Annotated in this window: 19 protein-coding genes; 9 read left to right on the top strand and 10 right to left on the bottom strand. The window is 59.2% G+C overall.

Features of this window, described 5'->3' with window-relative positions:
• Window positions 1–19: 19 nt before the first annotated feature.
• Window positions 20–862 (bottom strand): DMT family transporter, encoded by an 843-nt coding sequence (locus tag M0D66_RS08070; RefSeq protein ID WP_266210512.1) that lies wholly within the window; start codon window positions 860–862, stop codon window positions 20–22.
• Window positions 863–961: 99 nt separating this feature from the next.
• Here M0D66_RS08070 and gcvA point away from each other — a divergent pair, with 99 nt between their 5' ends.
• The gene (gene gcvA, locus M0D66_RS08065; protein WP_266210511.1) at window positions 962–1876 is read left to right on the top strand and encodes a transcriptional regulator GcvA; all 915 of its coding nucleotides are present in this window, start codon (window positions 962–964) and stop codon (window positions 1874–1876) included.
• Between the two features lie 46 nt (window positions 1877–1922).
• On the opposite strand, the gene M0D66_RS08060 is transcribed toward gcvA, so the two are convergent.
• Window positions 1923–2753 carry an SDR family oxidoreductase gene (locus tag M0D66_RS08060; RefSeq protein ID WP_093646149.1) on the bottom strand — a complete coding sequence of 277 codons (831 nt, stop codon included), beginning with the start codon at window positions 2751–2753 and terminating at the stop codon, window positions 1923–1925.
• Between the two features lie 115 nt (window positions 2754–2868).
• On the opposite strand from M0D66_RS08060, the gene M0D66_RS08055 reads away from it, so the two are divergent.
• Window positions 2869–3762, top strand: a complete 894-nt coding sequence (locus M0D66_RS08055; RefSeq protein WP_200619146.1) for a LysR family transcriptional regulator — start codon at window positions 2869–2871, stop codon at window positions 3760–3762.
• Between the two features lie 100 nt (window positions 3763–3862).
• On the opposite strand, the gene M0D66_RS08050 is transcribed toward M0D66_RS08055, so the two are convergent.
• Window positions 3863–6043 (bottom strand): carbohydrate-binding protein, encoded by a 2181-nt coding sequence (locus tag M0D66_RS08050; RefSeq protein ID WP_266210510.1) that lies wholly within the window; start codon window positions 6041–6043, stop codon window positions 3863–3865.
• Between the two features lie 356 nt (window positions 6044–6399).
• On the opposite strand from M0D66_RS08050, the gene M0D66_RS08045 reads away from it, so the two are divergent.
• The 3 genes from M0D66_RS08045 (at window position 6400) to M0D66_RS08035 (ending at window position 10305) form a co-directional block, all read left to right on the top strand.
• Window positions 6400–7656, top strand: a complete 1257-nt coding sequence (locus tag M0D66_RS08045; RefSeq protein WP_266210509.1) for an MFS transporter — start codon at window positions 6400–6402, stop codon at window positions 7654–7656.
• Between the two features lie 386 nt (window positions 7657–8042).
• A complete protein-coding gene (locus M0D66_RS08040) occupies window positions 8043–9650 on the top strand; it encodes a tetratricopeptide repeat protein (RefSeq protein ID WP_266210508.1) in 1608 nt (535 codons plus the stop codon).
• 196 nt (window positions 9651–9846) lie between these two features.
• Window positions 9847–10305, top strand: coding sequence for a hypothetical protein (locus M0D66_RS08035; protein ID WP_093646159.1), 459 nt, complete (start codon window positions 9847–9849; stop codon window positions 10303–10305).
• An 81-nt stretch (window positions 10306–10386) separates the two neighbouring features.
• On the opposite strand, the gene M0D66_RS08030 is transcribed toward M0D66_RS08035, so the two are convergent.
• Window positions 10387–10878: an Lrp/AsnC family transcriptional regulator gene (locus tag M0D66_RS08030; protein ID WP_266210507.1), complete on the bottom strand. Its 492-nt coding sequence runs from the start codon at window positions 10876–10878 to the stop codon at window positions 10387–10389.
• Window positions 10879–11035: 157 nt separating this feature from the next.
• Here M0D66_RS08030 and glmS point away from each other — a divergent pair, with 157 nt between their 5' ends.
• The gene (gene glmS / locus M0D66_RS08025) at window positions 11036–12865 is read left to right on the top strand and encodes a glutamine--fructose-6-phosphate transaminase (isomerizing) (protein ID WP_266210506.1); all 1830 of its coding nucleotides are present in this window, start codon (window positions 11036–11038) and stop codon (window positions 12863–12865) included.
• A gap of 88 nt (window positions 12866–12953) precedes the next feature.
• On the opposite strand, the gene M0D66_RS08020 is transcribed toward glmS, so the two are convergent.
• Complete coding sequence (locus M0D66_RS08020; RefSeq protein ID WP_256457624.1) at window positions 12954–13613, bottom strand: nucleotidyltransferase domain-containing protein; 660 nt, start codon at window positions 13611–13613, stop codon at window positions 12954–12956.
• Between the two features lie 151 nt (window positions 13614–13764).
• Complete coding sequence (gene argC, locus M0D66_RS08015) at window positions 13765–14694, bottom strand: N-acetyl-gamma-glutamyl-phosphate reductase (RefSeq protein ID WP_266210505.1); 930 nt, start codon at window positions 14692–14694, stop codon at window positions 13765–13767.
• A 129-nt stretch (window positions 14695–14823) separates the two neighbouring features.
• Between argC and M0D66_RS08010 the strand changes: the two genes are divergently transcribed.
• From M0D66_RS08010 to M0D66_RS37945, 3 genes are all read left to right on the top strand, one after another.
• The gene (locus M0D66_RS08010; protein WP_200619141.1) at window positions 14824–15708 is read left to right on the top strand and encodes a LysR family transcriptional regulator; all 885 of its coding nucleotides are present in this window, start codon (window positions 14824–14826) and stop codon (window positions 15706–15708) included.
• Window positions 15709–16031: 323 nt separating this feature from the next.
• Window positions 16032–17711 carry an ABC-F family ATP-binding cassette domain-containing protein gene (locus M0D66_RS08005; RefSeq protein ID WP_266210504.1) on the top strand — a complete coding sequence of 560 codons (1680 nt, stop codon included), beginning with the start codon at window positions 16032–16034 and terminating at the stop codon, window positions 17709–17711.
• Window positions 17712–17924: 213 nt separating this feature from the next.
• The gene (locus tag M0D66_RS37945; protein ID WP_367619539.1) at window positions 17925–18455 is read left to right on the top strand and encodes a GFA family protein; all 531 of its coding nucleotides are present in this window, start codon (window positions 17925–17927) and stop codon (window positions 18453–18455) included.
• Window positions 18456–18747: 292 nt separating this feature from the next.
• Here M0D66_RS37945 and M0D66_RS07995 read toward each other — a convergent pair whose 3' ends face one another.
• The 4 genes from M0D66_RS07995 to M0D66_RS07980 all read right to left on the bottom strand — a co-directional run bounded on the left by M0D66_RS07995 (window position 18748) and on the right by M0D66_RS07980 (window position 23024).
• Entirely contained in the window at window positions 18748–19038 is a 291-nt protein-coding gene (locus M0D66_RS07995; RefSeq protein ID WP_200653309.1) for a PAAR domain-containing protein, read from the bottom strand.
• 135 nt (window positions 19039–19173) lie between these two features.
• Complete coding sequence (locus M0D66_RS07990) at window positions 19174–19695, bottom strand: hypothetical protein (RefSeq protein WP_266210502.1); 522 nt, start codon at window positions 19693–19695, stop codon at window positions 19174–19176.
• 81 nt (window positions 19696–19776) lie between these two features.
• Window positions 19777–20334, bottom strand: a complete 558-nt coding sequence (locus M0D66_RS07985; protein WP_093646184.1) for a hypothetical protein — start codon at window positions 20332–20334, stop codon at window positions 19777–19779.
• On the bottom strand, window positions 20331–23024 hold the full coding sequence (locus tag M0D66_RS07980) for a lytic transglycosylase domain-containing protein (protein ID WP_266210501.1): 2694 nt from the start codon (window positions 23022–23024) through the stop codon (window positions 20331–20333). The genes M0D66_RS07985 and M0D66_RS07980 overlap by 4 nt, the downstream gene beginning before the upstream one ends.
• Window positions 23025–23072 lie beyond the last annotated feature (48 nt).

Here is a 23072-nt window from a genome sequence, read left to right as displayed (position 1 = left end):
AGAGCGCAAACGCGCAATGTCAAAGGCCCAAACAAACCGCCCCACCCGCGACGATCACGCACGCGAGCCAGCGTTTTCCACTGACCGTTTCACGCAGAAACCCACGCCCGATCAGCACCGCGAACACCACACTGGTCTCGCGCAAGGCCGATACCGCACCCATCGCGCCCGACTGCAGCGCCCATATCACGATGCCATACGCCGCGATCGACACGAGGCCCCCGAAGAGCGATGAGCCGATTGCTATTGGCACCGTCTTTACAGGAGTCCACAGCGCCGCAATCCCACGCGTTGCGACGAACAGCATCGGCATCAGCCAATAAAACAGGAACATCCACGCGGTGTAGGCGAGTGCCGCGCCACCGGATAAACGCACGCCGATGCCGTCGATCACGGTATAGATGGCGATCGTCACGCCGGTCGTCAGCGCGGCCAGCAAACCTGTACGCGACACGCGCCCCCTCTCCAGGGCGATTGCGACGATGCCACCCGATATCATCACGATCCCGAGCACATGCAACGGACCGATCGACTCATGCGCAAAGAGCGCCGCGCCGAGCGTGACGAGCAGGGGCGACGAGCCGCGCGCGATCGGATACGCCTGCGCCAGATCGTTGCTGCGATACGACCGTACGAGCGTCACGTTGTAGACGATATGCACGAGCCCCGATGCGACGATGTACGGCCAGGCCGTGTCGGACGGTAACGGCGTGAACAGAATCACGACCGTAGAGGCTGCCGCGATGGCGATGCTCATCCATGTCATGGACAGGAACCGGTCGTCGTTGCCGTGCAGCATCGCGTTCCAGCTCGCGTGAAGCAGAGCGGCGAGGAGAACGAAGCCGCCGGTATAACTGAGCATTCGAGTTCCGGAAAGAGAAGGGATTAGGAAGAATATCTAGCTTGTGGCGGGCCATCAAACCAGATAAATTGGCCATTCGCGTTAGATAAACTATTTCGAATGAAGCGGACGTTGCCTCCACTCAATGCATTGCGTGCCTTCGAGGCCGCAGGCCGACTCGGCAGCTTCAAGGAAGCCGCTGCGGAATTGCACGTCACTCACGGCGCGGTGAGTCAGCACGTTCGACTGCTCGAGGAGTGGCTCGGCGCATCCTTATTCGAACGGCACAACCGGCGCGTGGTGCTGACCCCGGCGGCCGAGGCCTACCTGGCGGAAGTCGGTCCTTTGTTCGAGCAGCTCTCGCAGGCAACCGCCCGATATGGTTTGCTCGAAACGGTCTCGCGAACACTGTCCGTGAACGCGCCCGCGACCTTCACGTTGCGCTGGCTGGTGCCGAAACTGGCGCAATTTCGCGCCGAGCATCCCGACGTGGACGTCAAGGTGGAGACGTCGAACGAGTCGGTGGAGAGCTTGAAAGAGATCTATGACGTCGTTATCCGGGGTGGTCCGGACACGTTTTATGGCTACTCGATGCAGCTTTTCCTGTCCGAGGAGAGACTCCCGGTCTGCAGTCCGGCACTCTTGCAACGACTGCCGCTTCGGACGCCAGACGACCTACGGGAGCATACGTTGCTGCACACGTCGAGTCTGCCGCGACTCTGGCCGGACTGGCTGGCGAAAGCACAGATTTCCGCACTCCGGCCGGCTGCCACCCTCACCTTCGATCACTTCTACCTGACGTTGCAGGCTGCCATCGACGGCATAGGCATCGCGATGGGACCGACTGCGCTTGTCTCAGACGACCTTGCTACCGGCCGGCTTGTCGCGCCGTTCGCCGGCCCTCGCCTACCGTCGCGGAGCTATTGCACTTACGTTCCGGATGGGAGGTCTGCAGATGACGTGATCGTGCTGTTCCGCTCATGGCTCGAGCGCGAGGGGATGCGATCAGGACCGGAAACGGCCCCTTCGATGTGAGCTCGCTGCGCGCTATCGGAGCGGGGCGACTGAAGCGCTCCGACGCCTAGCTTATCGAGTCGACTGAAAACGCGATGTCCTTCTGCGCTTCGAGCACCCTCAGCCGCTCAGCCAGCGCAGCCCTGATCGAGTCGTAGGCACCGCCGCCAAGCGTCAGGCGTAACGGCGGATGTGCCGAGTCCGCCGCGACGATCATTGCGGTGACCGTCTTGCCGGCATCGCCCCGAATTGCAAAGCTGTTGGATGCGATTGCCCGCCTGACGTCGCCCGCCGGGGTATCGTCGTACTCGGGCATCGGCACCGCGTGATCGAGACCGGCACCGAACTGCGTGCTCGTCGGCCCGGGCTCCACGATCACGAAGTCGATGCCGAATGGCCCCACCTCCTTCGCTACCGACTCCACGAAACCTTCGATGCCCCATTTCGTAGCGTGATAGAGGCTGAAATTCGGGTAAGCGATCTGTCCACCTTCGGACGAAACCTGAACGATCCGGCCGCCGCCCTGGCGGCGCAGGTGAGGCAGCGCCGCACGGATGACCTGAATCGATCCTGTGAGATTGGTGGCAATCTGCCGCTCAATCTGTTCATCAGTCACTTCCTCGGCCGCGCCGAATAACCCGTAGCCCGCGTTGTTCACGACCACATCGATGCGGCCCATCGCTTCGAATGCGGCGGAGATGTTCGTGTGCACCTCGCGGATGTCGGTGACATCGAGTGTCAACACATGCAACCGGTCGTCGTACTGTTGTTTCAGCTCATCGAGCGCCCCCTCGTGCCGCAGCGTCGCGACGACCCGATCGCCGCGTTGCAGCAGGCGCTCCGCGAGTAGCCGGCCGAGGCCTGACGACGTGCCGGTGATAAACCAGGTCTTCACCATGGTGTGTCTCTCCATAGAGTGGATGGAATGGCATTGCCTGATCACCAGTCTAGGGACCCGTCATTGGTCAGAGAAGTCTCTATAGTACGTATGACCCCGTGAAAATTCGCCACCAATGACCAAGCCGACACTTGCCGATCTCACCGCGTTTTCCGCTGTCGCAACGCATCGGAGTTTCCGCCGTGCCGCCGATGCACTCGGCGTTTCGCGCTCCTCGCTAAGTCACGCCATGCTCGCCCTGGAGCGCGAATTGGGCGTACGCCTGCTCAACCGCACGACGCGCAGCGTGTCGCCGACAGAAGCCGGCGAAGCATTGCTCGCCCGGCTTGCGCCCGTGCTCCGCGATCTCGACGAGGCACTGGACGCCGTCGCCGATGCGCGCGGCAATCCGAGCGGCACGCTCAGGATCAACGCCAATGAGGGTGCAGCGCGACTGTTATTGAAAACGGTGGTGCCGCGTTTTCTGAAGCGCTTTCCCGGCATGGCGCTCGATCTGGTTGCAGAGGGGCGGCTCGTGGATATCGTCGAGCAAGGTTTCGATGCCGGAGTACGGCTTGGCGAGTCGGTCCCGCGCGACATGGTGGCGGTGCGCATCAGCGACGATCTTCGCTTCGTAGTCGTTGCGGCGCCTTCGTATCTCGCGGGTCGAACACCACTCATCACGCCCGACGACCTTCACAGCCACGACTGTATTCGCCAACGTCTGCCGAGCGGCAAACGCTACCGCTGGGAGTTTCGCAAGCACGGGCAGGAGGTGGCGATCGATGTTCCCGGCGTGCTCACGCTGGATCACAACGGTCTGATGGTCGAGGCCGCGTCCGATGGTTTGGGCCTCGCGTATGTACCGGAGTCCACGGCCCGCGACTGGCTGGACGACGGCCGGCTGGTTACCGTGCTGGAAGATTGGTGCCCGTTCATCCCGGGGCTCTGCCTGTACTATCCCGGGCATCGCCACGTGCCTGCTGGCTTGCGGGCGTTCATAGACGTGCTGAGAGAGGTCAATCACTAGCGCATGTGGATGTCCGTTGTCGAGGAGACTGGCCGACCGCCCAGGTCGCATGCCGTCTGCGCCGCCGTTGAAGACGGCGGCGCAGCTCCTTCAACTGAAGCTATTGCGCTGTCGGCGCGCTAACGCCATCGATGTCCGGCGCCCAACCCGAAGGGTTCGAGAAAATCAGCGCGTTCGTGTTGCCCGCCTTGAACGTGCCCGTTACAGCGAGCGTCGAGACGGTGCCCCAGCCACCGCTCGGCGGAAACGACACCGTGACAGGCGTTGATCCGTTAAAGCTGATGTCCGCGGAGCGCGGCGCCGAGTCGCCGTTCGCATAACCCACCAACACGGTGTAGGTACCGTCCGCGGGGACACTAATGTCGTTGATCGTCAACGTCCCGCCGTTGCCGATATAGCCGACGTCCGAGCCACCCGAACAAGCGCTGCATGTCGAAATACGCGCGCCACCGGCGAGTACGCTGGTCGACGCTTCTGCCTCGTAGGCGGCCTTGAACGGCGGTGTCGTCACCGGGCCGGCGACGACAGTGACTGTGCCGATCTCGGGCGTGGGCGCGCTGCTGTCCGCGCTCGACAACGTCAGCGAGTTAGCCCCGCCGGCTTGCAGCGGCACGTAGACCGTGACCGTGCCAATGCGCCCTTCGCCGCCGGTCGGCGGAAATGCCACGGTGGTCGGCTGGCCGCCGTTTGTCGAAAGTTGCGCGGTCAGCGTTTCGCGAGAGCGGTTCGCATAGGCAATCGCAACGTATCCGCCGGTGCCGGTCGATGCGACGTTGCCGAAGGTCACAGTGCCAAGTCCCCGAACGATCTTGCCGCCGTCGCAGTCCGAGCAGTGCGTGTACGACGCGCCACCGCCAAGTGAGGTCGGCTGGTAGGTCGTCGCGGCGACGTCCTGTCCGCTTACCAGGAGCATCACCGCGCCGCCCGCCGGCACCGTGGGGGCCGTATACGAAGTGACAAACGAGCCGAGTTGCTTGCTGGCCCAGAGATCACGCACACTCGCGTGCGCGTTCGGCACCAGGCCGAGTTGCTGCCACGTGACCGTCATCGGCGCGTCCGTCGCGCCGTTGTTGAACAGCACGACAGCACGCTGTCCCTGCCCGGCCAGAAGCTTCGCCCACACCTGCTGTGCGCCGGACTGCGCTACCTTTACGCCTTGTGTGCCAAGCAGGTCCTGGTCGACCGCAATGACGCCGGTATTGGTCATCAACTGCGTGGCATCCGCGGTCAGCGGCTTCGACAGGTCGTTGCCGAGAATCAGCGGTGCGCCGGCGATCGCCCACAGGCTCATGTGCGCCTGATCGTGAACCGCCGTCATGCCCATGCCGACCACCATCATGTCGGGGTCGTTGTAGAAGCCGGTGTGCTGGCCCTCGGGGTGATAGTTGCCCAGAAAGTTGCCGGTCACGCTGCCGAAGTTCGGCGCGCCGCTGTTCGGCCCATAGATGTCGCCCGTGGTTCTCCACATCCGGCCAACCCCGGCGGCCCACGCCCACGGTCCCTCGTTGAAGTCGGGGTACGTGCTGTTATTGGCGATGGTGCCCCAGTCGCAGATGCTGAGCGTCACGCGGTGACCGGTCTGCACGTACGCCTTGTCGATCGCATCGGCAATGGCCGTATAGGCTTGCTGCGGATCATAGCCGGCTGCGCTGCCCCCGCAGAAGTCGACCTTCACGAAGTCGAATCCCCACTGCGCGAATTGCAGGAAGTCGTGATCGTAATGCGCGAAATCGCTACCGACGAAATGCGTGCCGTTGGTTCGGGTGCCGCAACCCTGCGGGCCGGCGTCGATGTAGATGCCCGCTTTCAGCCCTTTGCTGTGGATATATTGCGCGATGGCTGGCATGCCGCCCGGCCATTGAGTGTTGTCGATGACGAAGTTGCCGTTGGCATCTCTCGTTCCTGAGGTCCACCAGCCCTCATCGGTATTCACGTATTCGTATTGCGCGCCGGATTTTATTTGCGCGTTAAGTGCGGAAAGTCCATCGGCTTCGGCCTTGATCGTGTTGTAATTCACGTTCTCCGCAAGGCTGTTCCATGACGACCATCCCATTGGCGGCGGCACCACGGCGATCTGACGCGAGAGGCGGCGGTTTTGCTGCGCCGCGGATTCGCTTTGCGCGGCAGAGACCGCCGCGGCGGTCTGTTGACTCTTCAGCGAGACGGCGGCGCCACTACCGTCCGACGCATCTCCGCCACAACCCGACAAACCCAACGACACACTCACGGTTAATGCGGTTAACAGCGAAATGACACAACGTCTGTACACGAGCAGGTTCATGTCTGTCTCCTGGTTGAACGCTTGACTCTTGCGGCAGGGCTGTTTTGGGAGTGACTATATTCAGGTCTGCTCTGGAACTCCAAAAATTTTTTGTTATCCCAGCACGTGGGAATGTTTAGGGATACAGAAATTTATGCATAAAAGATAAAATCGAAAATCCGTTATTAGACGGCAATGCGATTTGCTAGAGCAGTTGCAATTTCAAGCCTCATCCCGTTGTTTCTGCAGTGCGGAAAAAGTAACGAGTTCGACCTGACCATAGCAATTGGGAAGCGGTCGCGATAATCTCCAGCATGCGCGCCGCGCTGACCGTCGCGCCAAAGAGGTTCAGAAACATAACCGGAAGACGTTTCACAATGTCTGACCAACGCGGTAGTCAAACTGTCACGATGTCTGACCCAACCGGTAGCCAATCTGCATTGCGTCAAGTTGCAGCTTCGAGACTTTTTCTCGGCGCAACGATTGCGATGTTTCTGTCGGGTCTCGGCGCGTCGGCGGCTGCGCCACAGATTGTTCTGTTCCTCGCGAAAGAACTCGGCGCCTCGCTGCCGTTGGCGGGATTCTATTATTTGACGAGCCTTGCCGCGCCAGTCGCGGGGTATTTCGTCGGCCGCTACTCCGATCGTACAGGGAATCGTCTCGGTCTTTTTCGCCTTTGCGCTGTGGCGGGTTTTGTGGGCTGGGCGGGGCTCGCTCTCTCTACTTCGGTCTGGATGCCCTTCGTCATCGCCATCGCTTTGCTGGCCGTTTCCGGTGCGACCGCCTCGCAAATTTTTGCGGCAGTGCATGATGAACTCAGCGACAGGCCCGGCGAGGCAAATGAAAGTGTCGTTGCCATCATCCGTATGGCGCTGACCGGCGGATGGATCATCGGGCCTGTGCTGGGAGCGTGGGTGGCGGCTGCCTATGGCCTGCGCCCCATGCTTTGGATGACCGCCATCTGCATGCTTTTACAGATCGTACCCCTCGGAACGCTGAACCCGACCGCCAGGATCAAGCCAGAGTCGGCGAGTGAGCACGCGCATCACTCCAGCCTACGTGCCATGCTTCCACTGCTGACGTTCACAGGACTCTTCGTTCTGGTCTACGCAGGGGAGCCAGTGAAATACGGATTCCTGCTGATCTACATGGAAGAACACTTAAAGCTGAGTCCGGCCCTACGGGGAGCGGTCATCGGAATACAGCCGTTCATCGAGTTACTCATCATGCCCTTCAGCATCGGCCTCGGCCGCAAGCTCGGCAACGTGTGGTTGATGTGTATCGCGGCCGCCATGGGAGTGTGTGCCAATCTTTGCTTTGCGCTCTGGTCGTCCGCAGCGGGCATGTTCGCCGGACAGATTCTCATGGGCGGTGTGTGGGGCATATTTATGGTTCTGGGCATCATCGTCGCTCAACGCCTGCTTCCCAATGCGGTAGCGACGGCCTCGGCAATCTTCATGAGTTCGACTGCTCTCGCCTCGGCGTTAGGAGGCGTCGCGGGCGGTTTCGGCGTGGCGTTTCTGGGCCTTCCCAATGTTTTCCTGCTGCCAGCCCTTTTCGCGGGTTTAGCAGTTATTGGGCTGGCATTGATGGCACGCACTAGCCGAGTTACTCGTCGTGCGGCGGGACTTTGATGAGCACAAACCACAACACTGCCAAAATGATAAAGAAGGGAATCGAATGCACTTTGAGTCTTCCGGTGGAGATGACTCAGAGCATAGCGATTACAGCTCCGGATAGGTGTTTCGATCGGTTTCGCTGCCTTACGCTCCATGACTTTCATGGTCTGCACATACTCGAAACACAGCGCAGGACACTTCATTTCTACCGCGGTAATGAAGCGTAAGTTCGCAGCCGCGGCGAAAACCTCAACGCTCAGCTATTTTCCCCTTCCTTCACCGCCCGCCCATTGCCGTCAGCAATTGGCCGGCTCGCTCTGGCGACTCGCTATACGCGATCCCGTACAATAAGTCGTTTCGAATCCCGCGACAGATCGCACTTTGCTCCAGCCTTCAGCGCCATGAATCACGATATTGAACACGCTCTCGCCGCCGCGCAGGAGAACCTCCAGGCCGGTCGGCTCGACGATGCCGCAGGTCTGCTGCGCGGCATTCTGGCGAGCGTCCCCGACCACGGCGAAGCCCTTTCAGGTCTCGGTTATATCGCCGCCAACCAGGGCGATCACGCACGCGCAGCGGAGTACCTGGTGCAGGCATCGGCGCACGTGTCAATGTCTATGGATCAACTGAACTTCGCCGCACAGGTGTGTCAGTTGGCGCAGCGTCACGATGCTGCGATAGCGCTGTTCGAGCGCTGCCTGACGCAGTTTCCGCACCATGCTGCCTCGCTGTATGGTGTCGCAATGTCGCTGATACAGCTTGGCGAATTGCAGCGGGCACTCGAGGCGTTGGTGCATCTGTGCAAGATCCAGCCACAATCAGCCGAAGCGCATTACAACCGTGGCACGCTGCTCGGCACGATGGCCCGCTATGAGGACGAACTGGATGCCTACCGGCAGGCGATCACGCTCAAGCCGCGGTTCGTACGCGCATACGTTAATCTCGGGGTCGCGTTGCGAGATCTCGGGCGCTTTGATGAGGCACTGCTTCAATTCAAGAAGGCGCTCTCGATCGATCCGAACGACGCCGGCGCACGCACCAATCGAGCTCAGACGAATTTGCTGCTCGGCGAATTCGAACACGGCTGGCGCGAATACGAATGGCGTTGGCGTGATGGCACCTGCAGCCACGGTTTTCCGCAGAACACCCTATGGACCGGCACCCAACCGATAGATGGCAAGACAGTGCTCGTTCATCATGAGCAGGGGTTCGGCGACACGCTGCAATTCGTGCGCTTTGTGGATCGGCTCAGTACAGCTGGCGCTCACGTCGTGTTGCGTGTTCAGGATGCCCTGTTGCCGCTCCTCCAAAATTATCGGGGTGCGGCCGAAGTCATCGGTGAGACAGGGCAAGTGCCACATTTCGACTATCACATTCCAACCCTGAGTCTGCCGTTTGCGCTCAAGGTTCGTGCGCCCGATCTCGCGCTATCCGGTCCATATGTAGAGGCAGACGGTGCGCTTGCCCCTCAATGGGACGATCTTTTTACAGGCTCCATTCGACGGCCGAGCGTTGGGATCGTGTGGTCGGGAAGCCGTACGCATCTGAACGATCACAATCGATCCATTTCGCTGGAGCAACTGAAGCCGGTGTTCGATGCAGACGCGGATTTCTTCGCGTTGCAACCGGATGTACGCGACAGTGATCGCGCGCGCCTCGCGCAACTTGAGCAGCGCGGGGTGCTGCGCGATGTTTCCGGGCGGCTCACCACGTTCGCTGAGACTGCTGCGCTGATCGCTCGCCTCGACCTCGTGATCAGCGTCGACACAGCCGTGGCGCATTTGGCTGGGGCGCTTGGGAAGCCGGTATGGATTGCTTTGCCGTTCATGCCGGACTGGAGATGGCAACTCGACCGAAGCGATAGTCCGTGGTACGCAAAGGCGCGACTGTTTCGACAAACGACGCGAGACGATTGGACTGGCGTCGTTGCTGCGCTCCGCGCGGAGATCGACGCATTGCCGGGTCCAGACAACGGAGAATACTTGCCGTCGATCGAGTGTCCAGTTTAAAGCCCTCTTACGGACATTCGTCACGGTGATTCGACAGGCGGTTGCGGGTCGTTCACGGAAATCCGGCACGGAACCGGGTTGGCCATGAACCGGCATTCTCCCGCACAGTCGCATGGACATTTTCGCGGCCGTCACCCGACCCACTGCAAATGACGGTTACACTGGATAACCCATGTTCAGGTGCAAGGAGACTTCTATGAGCAAGCACGCCCTCGTATCGATTACCACCACCTTACTGTGCGCGGTTGCCCTGACGGGTCTGACCGCCACCCCTGCTCAGGCAGGCAGCGCGTCAGTGAAATGCCATCTGACCTACAGCATGTCCGGATGGTCGGCGATTTATCAGCATGCCGAAGGACGCGGCAAAGTAAGCTGCAGTAATGGACAAAAGGCCGCTGTCACCATCAGCGTGCACGGCGGCGGCCTGACCGCCGGCAAGTTCCACGTCAGCGGCCGCGGCGAAATCACCCATGTCTACAGCATCAAGGATGTGTTCGGCAGTTACGCGCAGGCCGGCGCTTCGGCCGGCGCGGGGAAGAGCGGTACTGCGCAGGTGCTGACCAAGGGAACCACGTCGATGGCGTTAAGCGGCAGCGGTGAAGGCGTGGACCTTGGTGTAGCGGTCGACGACTTCAAGATTGAACCGGTGCACTGAGACCGGGCACTGTCCGGTAAGGAGCCGACGTTCGATCACGGCCCTCAGATTGTTGACAGAGAGCGTCGGGTCCAACTGACTTCACTCTGAACCGACTCCGCGCGATCGTACGGGCGCGTTCGCCTCGAACTTGGCGCAATGCGTCGAGAAAAACGTGCGAATGTTGCGAATGTTCGATGAGCTCGTGAACAGACGGCGAGCAAGCTCATCGTAAGCAGCCATGTCCATGACATCTGCGACCACGACGAAATCCGGCCCTGGCGACACGCGATAACACTGCGTGACGGCCGGTTCCGCACAGATATACGACTCGAAACGCTGATGGTCTTCCGCCGTTTGCCGGTCGAGACTCACCTCGATGATCGCGGTCAGCGTCGGGCCGAGCTTCGAGTGATCGATGATCGCAATCTCGCGCTTGATCACGCCGCTCTCCCGAAGCCGGTTCACGCGACGCAGACACGTCGGCGGGGACGTATGCGCGCGTTCCGCGAGTTCGATATTCGACAGCGAGCAATTGGTTTGCAGAATGCCAAGAATGCGCAGGTCAAGCTCGTCGAGTGTGATGCCGGGCACGCGGACCTCGCAGCGAGTAATGAGTGAAATTAAATTTCACCACACTTCATCACCGATTCAAAATTCTATTTTCTGATAAATTATGAAATTTACTTTCATATGACCACCCTTACTATCGCAGCATCGGTTCCCTGTGAATCCTTTGCGGAGAAAAGTGATGTGTGGAATTGTCGGTGCGGTCGCCCAACGAAACATCCCGCCTGATCTCGTCAACGGCCTGAAGCGACTCGAATATCGCGGCTACGACTCGTGTGGCGTAGCGCTCTATCAGGACCGGGAGCTCGTGCGCGCACGCAGCGTAGACCGCGTCGCCACCCTGCAACAGGAGATATCCGATCGCGGCCTGTCCGGATATACCGGCATTGCACACACGCGGTGGGCAACGCATGGCAAGCCCGTCACGACCAACGCCCATCCGCACTTCTCGCCCAATGCCGAATCACCGCGAATCGCGCTCTCTCACAACGGAATCATCGAGAACTATGAGGAATTGCGCGAGACGCTTCGGGATCACGGTTATGTATTTTCGAGCCAGACCGATAGCGAAGTCATCGCGCATCTGATCGACTATCTGTACGACGGCGATCTGTTCGACGCGGTACGTGAAACAGTCGCACGGCTGCGCGGCAGCTACGCCATTGCGGTGATTTGCCGTGACGAGCCGCATCGGTTGGTGGGTGCGCGCGATGGCATGCCGCTTGTGATCGGCATCGGTGAAGGCGAGAACTTCCTCGCGTCTGACGCGATTGCGCTATCGGGCGTGACGGACAAGATCGCGTACCTCGAAAACGGCGACGTCGTGGACGTCCAGCTTCATCGCCACTGGATCGTGGACGCTGCCGGGCGACGCATCGAACGTCCCGTTCACACAGTTGCCGCGCACAGCGGCGCGGCCGACCTAGGCTTGTACCGCTACTACATGCAGAAAGAGATTTTCGAGCAGCCACGCGCCGTCGCGGACACCTTGCAGGACGTGTCGTCAATCATGCCGGAACTCTTCGGCGACAACGCCTGGCGCGTGCTGAATTCAGTCGACTCGGTCGTATTGCTCGCGTGCGGCGGCAGTTTTCATGCGGCGCTGACGGCTAAATACTGGATCGAGAGCCTCGCGCAATTGCCCGTCAATGTCGAGATTGCAAGCGAGTACCGATACCGTGAAAGCGTCGCCAATCCGAACACGCTAGTGGTGGCGGTATCGCAAAGCGGCGAAACAGCGGATGTACTCGGCGCCATTCACGTCGCGAAACAGCGTGGCATGCTGAAGACGCTCGCAATCTGCAATGTGCCGACCAGTGCGCTGGTCCGCGAATGTGCATTGAATTTCATCACGCGCGCCGGCATCGAGATTGGCGTTGCATCAACCAAGGCGTTCACGACGCAGCTTGTCGCGCTCTTCATGCTGGCGCTGACGTTGGCGCAAGTGCGCGGCCATCTGTCCGAGGACGACGAAAGAACCCATCTGCGTGCGCTGCGTCATCTGCCTGATGCGATGAGCAAAGTGCTCGCGCTCGAACCGCACATCATGGCGTGGTCCGAGATTCTCACTCGCAAGGAAAACATTCTGTTTCTCGGGCGCGGCATGCACTATCCGGTTGCACTCGAAGGCGCGTTGAAGATGAAAGAGATCTCATACATTCACGCTGAAGGATACGCGGCGGGCGAATTGAAGCATGGGCCGCTGGCACTGATCAGCGACCAGATGCCTGTGGTCGCCGTCGCGCCGAACGATCGCCTGCTCGAAAAGCTGAAATCAAACATGCATGAAGTGAATGCGCGTAACGGCAAGCTTTTCGTTTTCGCCGATATCGATTGCGGGCTTTCGCCGAGTCCCGATATCGAGGTGATCCGGCTTACCGAATACTACGGCTTGCTCTCACCTATCCTGCACACGATCCCAATGCAACTGCTCGCTTTTCACACGGCGCTCGCGCGCGGCACGGATATCGACAAGCCGAGGAATCTTGCGAAGTCCGTGACTGTTGAGTAATCGACACGCCAGCGTTGAGCCCGCTCTCGATTTATTCAGCGCACGCATTGGGCGCCCTCTTTGGAGGTCCAAGGAAGATCGTTTCGGGTCAACCAGGGTGGTGGGCTGTTCCACCTCGTTCTTCCGACGCATCAATAGCTCTTCCTAGCTTGATCAGATAGCGCTTTGCTTTTTGAAAGTCGCCGCGCCATAGCCACTTCAAGCAGCCGAAGAGCTCCCATGCCAGGAACCGGTCACCATAGCGAAAGACGGTCAGGTCCTGCTCAGTCGGTGCGGGCCTCGACGACGTCCTCGACTCAAGACAACGATCCCAATTGACTATCTCGACAAAAGGCTGCTCAAGGGTGAGCTCGGTATCAGGCGAGATGACGTGAAACTCGATAGAAGTTAAGTCGTTGAAGATAAGCTTTTGGAATGGACTGTCCGGATCATGCGCGCCATTAAACGTGATGAATACGTTCGTTGGGGCGATCTGCTGCTGTATCGTTTGGAACAGTGAATGCCCGGCTCCTCCAGAGCAAAAGGCAACGAGGTCGATATCAGAGAGGCGATCTGCCGTCCCTTTTGCAAATGAACCGACGACCACTGCACCGGTGCAATCTGGAGAATCTCGGACCGCGGCCGCGATTCGCATGAGAAGCGTGATCTGGGATGTTGTGGAAGGATTGTCTCTCCACCTTTTGAGAAAATCTTCGAAGCGCATCGGGTGGTCACGGATGGTTTGTGGAATGTCTATAGGATAGGACAACAATGCGTTCGAACGGCTGCTTTCGGCGAACCGCCAGGGCCGGTTAGGGCCACGTGCTGCCGATCGCTACCTTGCTAGACTCGGGCGTTGCACGCCGTTTACATGAGGCAGCGACCGGGTAGAAGCAGACCTTTCAAATGCCCATCGGCCACTAATGCCGCGTAAGCATCAGGTTCAAGTTCTGAACCGCAGCGCCGGATGCGCCCTTGCCAAGATTATCGAAAACCGCGGACAGCAAGACGTGCCCATGTTCCACGTTAGGAAACACGCTTAAGCGCATGTCGTTCGTACCGTTCAGCACTTGCGGATCCAGGTGCTTCAAGACGGACGATTCGTGCAGCGGCAAGACACGTACGTGGGCCGCCTCGGCATAGTGGCGTGCGAGGCATGCGTGTAGCGTGGCGCCATCCACATCGGGTGCCAGCAGCCGCAACTCCAAGGGCACCGTCAGTACGATGCCCTGGCGGAATGCACCATACGCAGGGACGAAGATGGGGCGCTGCGCGAGCCCGGCGTGCTGCTGGATCTCCGGGGTGTGCTTGTGCGCGAGTTCTAGACCATATACCTGGTATGAAGGCGCGTTGGCAGCACCCTGCCCCTCATGCTCCTCCACGCCGGCACGCCCCCGTCCGGAGTAGCCGGACACCGCATGAATGCTGAAAGGGTAGTTGCCTGGTATGAGCCCAGCCTGCAACAGCGGACGCAGCAAGCCAATGGCACCGGTCGGATAGCAACCGGGATTGGTGACCCGACGTGCGCTCACAATGCGCTCAGCCTGTCCCTGCGTCATTTCCGGAAAGCCGTATGTCCAGTCTGGCTGCGTGCGATGAGCGGAACTTGCGTCGATAACTCTGACGGCAGGATTAACAATGGCGTCCACTGCCTCGCGCGCAGCAGCGTCGGGCAGACAGAGGATGGCGATGTCGCAGGCGTTGATAGCCTCTGCGCGACGCCGCGGATCTTTGCGTTCTGCCGCGGGAAGCGTGACCAGTTTCAGATCGGTCCGGTCGCGCAGCCGTTCATGGATCTGCAACCCGGTGGTGCCTTGGTCGCCGTCGATGAAAACAACGGGAGAGCTCATAGGTGGAATACTCCGCTGAATATAGGTTGTAACAGGTAGAACGAGCCCCTATGTTCCATGGACGGCTAGAATAGAGAAAGTTGAATTTCATAACGTGAATATTCAGTTTTTCTGAATCTGGACGCCGACATGAGAGAGATCAGCCTGGACCGCTTGCGCACTCTGGTCGCCATTACCGACCGTGGCTCATTTGCCGATGCGGCGCGTGCATTGAACCTGGCGCCGCCAACGGTCAGCCTCCACATCGCTGAACTCGAAGAACGAATTGGGGCTCCCCTCCTGTCACGCAAGCGCGGACATGTCCGGCCGTCGGCGATAGGAGAGGTGCTGGTGGAGCGCGCGCGTCGACTGCTGGCCGATGCGGAGCAGGCGTTAGACGATATTCAACGCCAGGTGCAGGGGCTCGAAGGGCGCGCGCGGCTCGGTGCGTCGACTGGCGCGATCGCGCACCTGTTGCCGCAAGCGCTTGAGGTGCTGCGCCAACACCATCCCGCTATCGACATTCAGATTGCAGTACTCACGTCGCACGAAACACTGTCCCGACTGGCGGATGGAACGCTGGATGTCGGGCTGGTCGCACTGCCTCAGCCCCCGGTGGCTGGACTCGTGATAAAGCCTTGGCGCCGCGACCCCGTGATGGCCTTCGTGCCGGCGCATTGGCGGTGCCCGGCCCGCGTCACGCCTGAATGGCTCGCCGCCCAGCCTCTCATTCTCAATGACGCGACCACACGTCTCTCGCGTCTGACCGCGGAGTGGTTCGCGGCCGGGGGGCACCATCCTGTGCCGCGCATTCAGCTCAACTACAACGACGCGATCAAGAGTCTCGTAGCGGCAGGTTACGGCGCAGCGCTGTTGCCCCATGAGGCCACCACGCCCCTACCCGACAAGCGCATTGTCATGCGTCCGCTGCGCCCGGCGTTGTGGCGTCGACTCGGCATTGCACATCGCGCGGGGTACGTTGAGCGTTCCACGCAACACGTACTTGATGTGTTGTGGGACCTGCGATTGGCGTAGGTGGTGCCATTTGCCGCTTCGGTTCGTTCTCGCTGGGACAGTAGCCTTATTGCACGCCACGACGAGCGAATGGCCGGTTTGTAGAAATTTGACTGAGCGGACTGTGTCGATCTGAGCCGCTCGTCGTCCAGCTGAGTTCGGCCAGGAGCCGTCACTCACCGTCTGGCCCCGCATCCGGATCGCCCGGTGCGCCAGTGCCCGCCTCGCTTTGCGGCCGGCGGGCGCCGCAAAGCGCAAGCGGTTCTTCACTCGTTCGGCCAGAAAAGAAACGGCCCTGTACGTCTGGTGGGCTATCATGCCTATCCTCTCCGAAGTAGCTCCTTATGATTTCCGTCCGTAATGTCACGCTGCGCCGTGGCGTCAATGTCGTACTCGACCGCGCGTCCGTCACCTTCACCCCCGGCGAAAAGATTGGCCTTGTCGGCCGCAATGGCGCCGGCAAGTCATCCTTCTTCGGCCTTCTCAACGGCACGCTGCACGAAGACGGTGGCGAGTTCTCGATTCCCGCTGCGTGGAAGATGGGCCAGGTCGCGCAGGAGATGCCAGAGACCGAGCAGAGTGCTACCGACTTCGTCATCGAGGGTGACACCATCCTGCTGGCAGCGCAGGCCGAAGTAACCGCCGCAGAGGCCAGCGACGATGGCATGCGCATGGCGCACGCCTACATGGCCCTGCACGACGCCGGTGCACACGATGCTCCCGCACGCGCCCAGGCGCTGATCCAAGGCCTGGGCTTCAGTGCTGCGCAGCTTGGCCAGCCGGTCAACAGTTTCTCCGGCGGCTGGCGCATGCGCCTTCAGCTGGCGCGCGCGCTCATGTGTCCGTCCGACTTGCTGTTGCTCGACGAACCGACCAATCACCTCGACCTCGACGCGCTGGTCTGGCTGGAAGCGTGGCTCAAGCGCTACGAGGGAACCATGGTCGTGATCAGCCACGACCGCGAATTCCTCGACGCGGTGACGCAGGTGACCGTGCACGTCGACAACGCCAAGCTGGTGCGTTATGGCGGCAACTACAGCAAGTTCGAAGAGATGCGCGCCGAGCAACTGCTGTTGCAGCAGGCCGCGATGGCGAGGCAGGCGGACAAGATCGCCCATCTGCAGAAATTCATCGACCGTTTCAAGGCCAAGGCCTCGAAGGCGAAGCAGGCGCAGAGCCGGGTCAAAGCGCTCGAACGCATGGAGAAGATCGCACCGGTGCTTGCCGACGCGGAGTTCACCTTCGAGTTCAAGGAGCCGCTCAACGTCCCGAATCCGCTATTGTCGATGCTGGACGCGAGCTTCGGCTACCCCGCGCCGGCCGACGCAGCGCCGGACACGCCGCCGACGGTCATCGTGCGGGGCATCAACCGCTCCGTGCTGGCCGGGCAGCGCATCGGCATTCTCGGTGCCAACGGTCAGGGCAAGTCGACGCTGGTGAAGACGGTGGCGCACGAGCTGGCGCCGATTGCCGGCGAAATCAGCGAAGGCAAAGGCCTGAACATCGGCTACTTCGCCCAGCAGGAACTCGACGTGCTGCGTCCCCTCGACACGCCGCTGGAACACATGATCCGCCTTGCGAAGGACACGCCGGCGCACCTGCGTGCCCCCGGCCAGAGCGGCACCGAACAATCGCTTCGCACCTTCCTCGGCACCTTCAACTTCAGTGGTGACATGGTCCATCAGGCGGTCGGCACGATGAGCGGCGGCGAAAAGGCGCGGCTCGTGTTGTGCATGATCGTGTGGCAACGTCCCAACCTGCTGCTGCTCGACGAGCCGACCAACCACCTCGACCTCGCCACACGCGAAGCGCTAGGCATGGCACTCAACGAATTCGAAGGTACAGTGTTGCTGGTCAGTCACGACCGGTCGCTGCTGCGCGCGGTCTGTGACGAGTTCTGGCTCGTTACCAAGGGTGGCGTCGAGCCCTTCGACGGTGATCTCGACGATTACCAGCAGTTCCTGCGCGACGAAGCCCGTCGCATGCGCGAGCAGGCTACCGGGGAGCAGAGGGTCGTCGCCTGAACTACCTCCTGGTAGTTCCAGTTTGGACGCTGCCATAGCGCTCGCATCGAGTCGGACGGCCGCTTAGGGTCGTCCTGAGCGGGTCATCGTTGGCCTCATTGCGGCCAGTTTCGGTCGTTCGTCTCCATGTAACTTCCGGCTTTGTCCTCTCTTGCCAACTGTATTGCTTTTAAACTGTCGCGTGAGATAGTCAAACCTCGCTGAGTGGAGCCTATGGCCACAAAAAATCCAGCACACGTGGCGCACTGCCAATGTGGCGCGGTCGAGATCAGCGCTTGGGGTCAACCCATGATGGTCAATGCGTGCTACTGCGACGACTGCCAGACCGCAGCCCAACGTCTCGCCGCATCCGCCAATTCAGGGCGAGTGTCCAGCGTCGACGGCGGCACGGAGTTCATGGTGTTCCGCCGCGATCGCATTGCCTGCACGCGGGGCGCAGACCGACTCCAGGCGATGAGGCTGACCGCCCCCTCGAAGACCAGACGGATGATCGCGAGTTGCTGCGCAACACCGATGTACATCGCTTTTGACGACAAGCGGCCCTGGGTGTCAGCGTTCCGCTCCCCTTTCGGAGCGGATGCGCCGCCGGTGGAAATGCGGATCTGCACCCGATTCAAACGCTCGGAAGTGGAGGCCGAAGACGGCTTGCCCAGCCATCCCGGATACCCTCCGGCAATGATGGTCCGGATCCTGGCCGTCTTGCCGTTGATGCTGTTCAGCAAGCCGGTCGGCGCTTTGCCGTAGCGCGATTATTCGATGCTCTTGGATGCGCCAATGGCCGGCTGGGGTCAAGCTGTGCCGACCGTGTCGGGCCGCGCTCATCCAATAAGCGACACTCGACGGTCTTGTCAAAATTGACGACAATCCGTTGTCTGGCGCGCGCTTCGGACAACTACACCGTGTCAATGGCGACGTGCTCGACGCTTTTTGCTGCTGCCTGTCCACTTTCTTGCTTGTAACTCGTTTCTGGCTAACTGACTGATCTGAATCGATCCACTTTTCAGCCGTCGTTGTTTTCCTTCCATGCATACCGCCGTCATGCTCGCATCCCAGACCGGTTCTGCGAGGGAATCAATAACGGTTTCGGATCGCACTTGCACACGCACCAGTCATAGCTCAACGCCTGCTCGCGGCCATTGGCCCCCCTGTTCGGAAGACGCTCGCCGACGCATAGAATCCAGCCCATCGTGTCGCATTTGGGACATGAAACCTGATCGCCTTCATATGCGACCGCGCGACCGTTGAGGAGATCCGCGCGAGAACCGGCGAAGACTCGGCCGCCCGCCGTGGTTGTGTCGCCATCGCAGATATCAAAACGTTGATTCACTGATGATAGGTTCCTTGGAAAGACTGTGATGCGTTGAGTAAATCTCTAAGAGGCCACCGCTAAGGTGTGTCTGTGAAGGGGACGAAATGCCACTGCTCAAACTCAGGATTGAGCAGGGCATGTCGATATGAGAATTTACTCCCCAAATTCCGCAAGGCGTTTTCGAATATCCGCTGCGGTTTTAAATGGATACTCGGTCTGTTTGCCGTTTACTATTCCGTCAAACCCTTCCCCGAACCGTTCCGACAGGCGGTCCAACCGCACGAAAGGCGTGTCGGAGATGTCACCAACATAGCGATAGGCAAACACCTTATAGCGTGTTGTTACTGAATCCTGCGTCTGATTTTTCCACCTTACAAGAACGACCACGTCCCGTTTTTTCGTATAGAAGACCGTAACCACTTCTGGAGAAACATTATCCACAGCATATGAATCAACAATAGAGGGATTCGAGTCTGCACATTGCCAGTTTAGGCTCAATCCATATTTTTTAACATCTGATGGGTCATACCCATATCTGACAATTTTTAGATTGCAACCAGGCTGTATATTGCCGGCTGAAAGCGCATCGGGATATTGCTCCCCTGCCCAAACCAGAGCAGGTTGCAAAAAAACAAAAGCCAGGCAGAACCGAAGAAATTTAATTAAATTAATCAAATCAAAAACATCAGAAGTTTAATCGAATTTCGCGACGCCCGCGAACTCACGGATTACGCGCACCCACGACGGATAAATAGATCACTCCCTGGTTGTCCAGTCCTTACAACGACTCAGACTCTTTCGAATCGCCGCAGCATCCTTAAATCGAAAATGCACCACCTTACCTTCCTGCTTTCCGTCAAATCCGGAACCGAAAAAATCCGATATCCTCCTGTTTTCAGAGAAAATAATTTCCCCGCGCCCACCTCCCTTAGCCTCATACGCATGCACCTCATAATAATCGCCTTCTGTGCCAACCCCAGATAAATAGTATCGCCACTTGACAATTACAAAAAGAATCTTCCTCTCGCCAACTTTATTCTTAAAAATGCTAACCAACTCCGGAAAGGCAGGGCCGTCTTGATTAAATGCGGCAATGGGAAATATGCCTCCCCCTCGCGCAAGTTGAATCACAAGCTTTTCGGGCACCTCTTCGACATTGTGTATTTCGATCCAATCGGGAGCGGAAACGAAATCAATACGCAGCCTTTTAATACTCGGCGCATCAGAAGAATACTCCGCGCATACTGAAGTCGACAAAAATATCAACGCAACAGCTACATTGAGCTTTGCAAGAATGCGAAGAACGCCCTTCATGATCCGATACCTTTAAATACCCCTTCTTTCATGATTCTGTGATAATTATCTCGTCGAAGCCCGTAGCTATCAGTACCTCTATTTATCTGAGCAGTAATTGCATCAACCTTCGAGTTGGCATTCCCTTCAGTTGTTATATCAGCAATGTCGTAAAGTTTGTGCGAAATCCAATAATATACGCCGGATCGCGTCCCGTATTTTGTAGTGGCCAGCAACTCGGGATTTTCTTCAAAATTTTGATAATCGGAAGTCCAGTATTTCACGTAGCCATTAGTGAAGGCCTTATAGTTTCCTCGGCCGGTAGTCTGCTTCAGCCCTCTGCCCCGATATTTCCAGCCTTCGCCGCTATTTACATCCGAACTATTTCCATTTTTTCCAGCATATGCACGATTGGCAATAGCTTCAGCATTTGCTGGCGTCGGCGCGCGATAACCGTAGAGTTGGGCTTCCGAAGGATGACGTTGAAAGTATCCAAAAATATGCAGGCGCTGAGGGGTGTAGTAACGGAGGTCTTCTTCAAGAGCGCATCCTGGTCCAGCCTCCTGAAAAACCTGTGCGAAAAAATGTGTTAACCGCTGTTCGGTATCAAGGCGATACTGTGCCGCATTCTCGTTTATCTCATCGGCGATTCCTTGCAGTCTCTCGTCAGGCACAGCGGCGTTCTTCCAGATCTTTCTTAACATTGCCAAAGTAATCAGCCCTCGTCTTGTGGCGAAATTCGCAACCAGCGCAATCGGATGAATGTGATGCACGGTCGCACTAACAGGAAACCCCGCAACCTTGCCCTTCACATCGTTCCACCATTGAAGCTTGTGGATGCGCTGCAACTCGACCAGCCAGTTATCTTTCGCATTCCGCATCAGCGGCGTGATCGCGTTCCAACGCGACATGTCGCCGCCCCATTCGCTTTCGTAGCGAAGGATCACACGTGACAATGCCTGCGCGAGCCACGGCGTACGCATGGCGGCCTGCATGGCCTTGGCCGTGACCTTGCCGGCCGGATTCTCTTTAGGCTTGCTACTGGCACCATAGCTCGGCGGGGGCGCCAGCTTTGCAATCGTCTGCTCCAGCTTCAGCAACAACGGACTGCCATTGACTGCCGCGACCGACGGCTCGAATTCCGTCTGCTCCTTCCAGTCCGCAGAACCGGTGAGAACCAGATTTCGCCTAAAGGCATCCGCGAGATCGATACCCGTCGCGTCCACCTTCTCAAAGCCAGGCCACGCCCACGGACTCTGCCACTGCGTATCTGAATGCTTCTTTTCGCAGACCCAGCCCGAAGCCGGATGCCCGTCCGCGTCGCCAAATTTCACGCGCCACCATTGCGTCTTGGCATCATCCACAGCCTTTTCCCGCGCACTCAATCCATCGAGTTGACTGCGTGAATACACGAGCGTAAACGCGTTCGCCGGGTCAGCCACCTTTTGCAGGCTTAGCGGAAACTGAGTCCAGGCGGGTGTTGTCGCCGTTGCAGTCGCAAGTTTCTCCCGCTCAATCCAGACAGGCGCCCCCTCGGGCATAAGCAGGGTCGTGGTTGAGTCCTGATATCGCGGCTGCACCTTGACCCAGGGACCGCTTGCCGGACTATCCGGCGTCACGTCGGCGCGGTACAGGGGACGCCACTCACACAGCTTGCGATCCGCCGGAAGGACGTCCTTCACCAGTTTCGCGCCGGCATTTATCACGAGAAGTGGTAGCTGATCGGGGCGGAGGAACTGTGCCGCCCGCGCACGGCTTTTGTCGAGAAACGCGCTGAAGCCATCGTCGGCAAATACTTCAAGGTGCAAAAGCTGGCGTTTCGGTACAGGTGGCAGCGGCGTCGCGCGCTCGTAATCGTGATACTCACCGATCTGCCCGAGCGGCGTTCCGGCCTTGACGAATACCGGTGCCGGCGGAATCACCACCTGACCCACCGGGTCCGGTTCCTTGATCCCCTTCAGGTTCGGCTTGTAGAGCCAGCCCCAGTCGTTCTCAGGCGTGACCTTTGCGTTATTGGTTTCGGTTTTCCACGGCACATTCTCGTCCTCACCCCCGAAATAGCCGCCATTGACCGGACTGGTCATATGACCCGCAGTGATGCGCTTGATGTGCACCCACTGGCCACGCGTCTCGCTGATGATGACCTCGCTGCCTTCAGGCAGGAAACCAACCCGCTCACCCGCTGTGAAGCTTCCTGGCTTCTTGCCAGCCTTCGGCTCCGTCCAGACAAATGCGCCTGCCGCCCCGGTCGTGCCGTCCTTGGGCGCGGCCATCTGGCGATCCCTGCCCTGAACCCGAAACGCGTCAACGTTCAGCCACCACCACGGACGTTTCAGTTTCTCATCGGCCAGGTAGGTTGCCCAGTCCGCCGTGTGCATGTAGAGACTGTAGATATCGTGTGATTCGTCAGCGGGCTGTACGCCGGTGCTGTTGGGCGCAGGTGGCAGCGTCAACCTATGGCGTACCAGTACGAAACCGGTCGAGTACATGGCCCATTTGCCGTCCTTGAATTGCAGATGCGGATACGCGTCATCGATCTTGTAAGCGACGATGTACCCGTCCGCAATGCAGCGCACGCCGTCCTTGGTCCCGAACATGCCGACGCTGTTGTTCAAGTGGATACCGCCGTGCGGAAAGCCGTTGACTCCAAGGGGGAAAAAGCCGTCATCCATTCCGGCCAGTGCCTGATAAAAGGTCTGCGGGCTGGTCACCTCCTTGTAGTCCTTGTCCGGAAACGGGTAGCGCCACGTTAGCGGCGT

The sequence above is a fragment of the Paraburkholderia sp. SECH2 genome (genome assembly GCF_030464795.1).
Taxonomy (GTDB): Bacteria; Pseudomonadota; Gammaproteobacteria; order Burkholderiales; family Burkholderiaceae; genus Paraburkholderia; species Paraburkholderia aspalathi.
Note: the sequence above shows the minus strand (reverse complement) of the source record. Positions and strands in the feature narration are given on the sequence as shown.

Bases quoted from the DNA above. Each gene is read 5' to 3' on its own strand.
- M0D66_RS08070 (WP_266210512.1), bottom strand. From the start codon at position 862: ATGCTCAGTTATACCGGCGGCTTCGTTCTCCTCGCCGCTCTGCTTCAC.
- gcvA (WP_266210511.1), top strand. From the start codon at position 962: ATGAAGCGGACGTTGCCTCCACTCAATGCATTGCGTGCCTTCGAGGCC.
- M0D66_RS08060 (WP_093646149.1), bottom strand. From the start codon at position 2,753: ATGGTGAAGACCTGGTTTATCACCGGCACGTCGTCAGGCCTCGGCCGG.
- M0D66_RS08055 (WP_200619146.1), top strand. From the start codon at position 2,869: ATGACCAAGCCGACACTTGCCGATCTCACCGCGTTTTCCGCTGTCGCA.
- M0D66_RS08050 (WP_266210510.1), bottom strand. From the start codon at position 6,043: ATGAACCTGCTCGTGTACAGACGTTGTGTCATTTCGCTGTTAACCGCA.
- M0D66_RS08045 (WP_266210509.1), top strand. From the start codon at position 6,400: ATGTCTGACCAACGCGGTAGTCAAACTGTCACGATGTCTGACCCAACC.
- M0D66_RS08040 (WP_266210508.1), top strand. From the start codon at position 8,043: ATGAATCACGATATTGAACACGCTCTCGCCGCCGCGCAGGAGAACCTC.
- M0D66_RS08035 (WP_093646159.1), top strand. From the start codon at position 9,847: ATGAGCAAGCACGCCCTCGTATCGATTACCACCACCTTACTGTGCGCG.
- glmS (WP_266210506.1), top strand. From the start codon at position 11,036: ATGTGTGGAATTGTCGGTGCGGTCGCCCAACGAAACATCCCGCCTGAT.
- argC (WP_266210505.1), bottom strand. From the start codon at position 14,694: ATGAGCTCTCCCGTTGTTTTCATCGACGGCGACCAAGGCACCACCGGG.
- M0D66_RS08010 (WP_200619141.1), top strand. From the start codon at position 14,824: ATGAGAGAGATCAGCCTGGACCGCTTGCGCACTCTGGTCGCCATTACC.
- M0D66_RS08005 (WP_266210504.1), top strand. From the start codon at position 16,032: ATGATTTCCGTCCGTAATGTCACGCTGCGCCGTGGCGTCAATGTCGTA.
- M0D66_RS37945 (WP_367619539.1), top strand. From the start codon at position 17,925: ATGGCCACAAAAAATCCAGCACACGTGGCGCACTGCCAATGTGGCGCG.
- M0D66_RS07985 (WP_093646184.1), bottom strand. From the start codon at position 20,334: ATGAAGGGCGTTCTTCGCATTCTTGCAAAGCTCAATGTAGCTGTTGCG.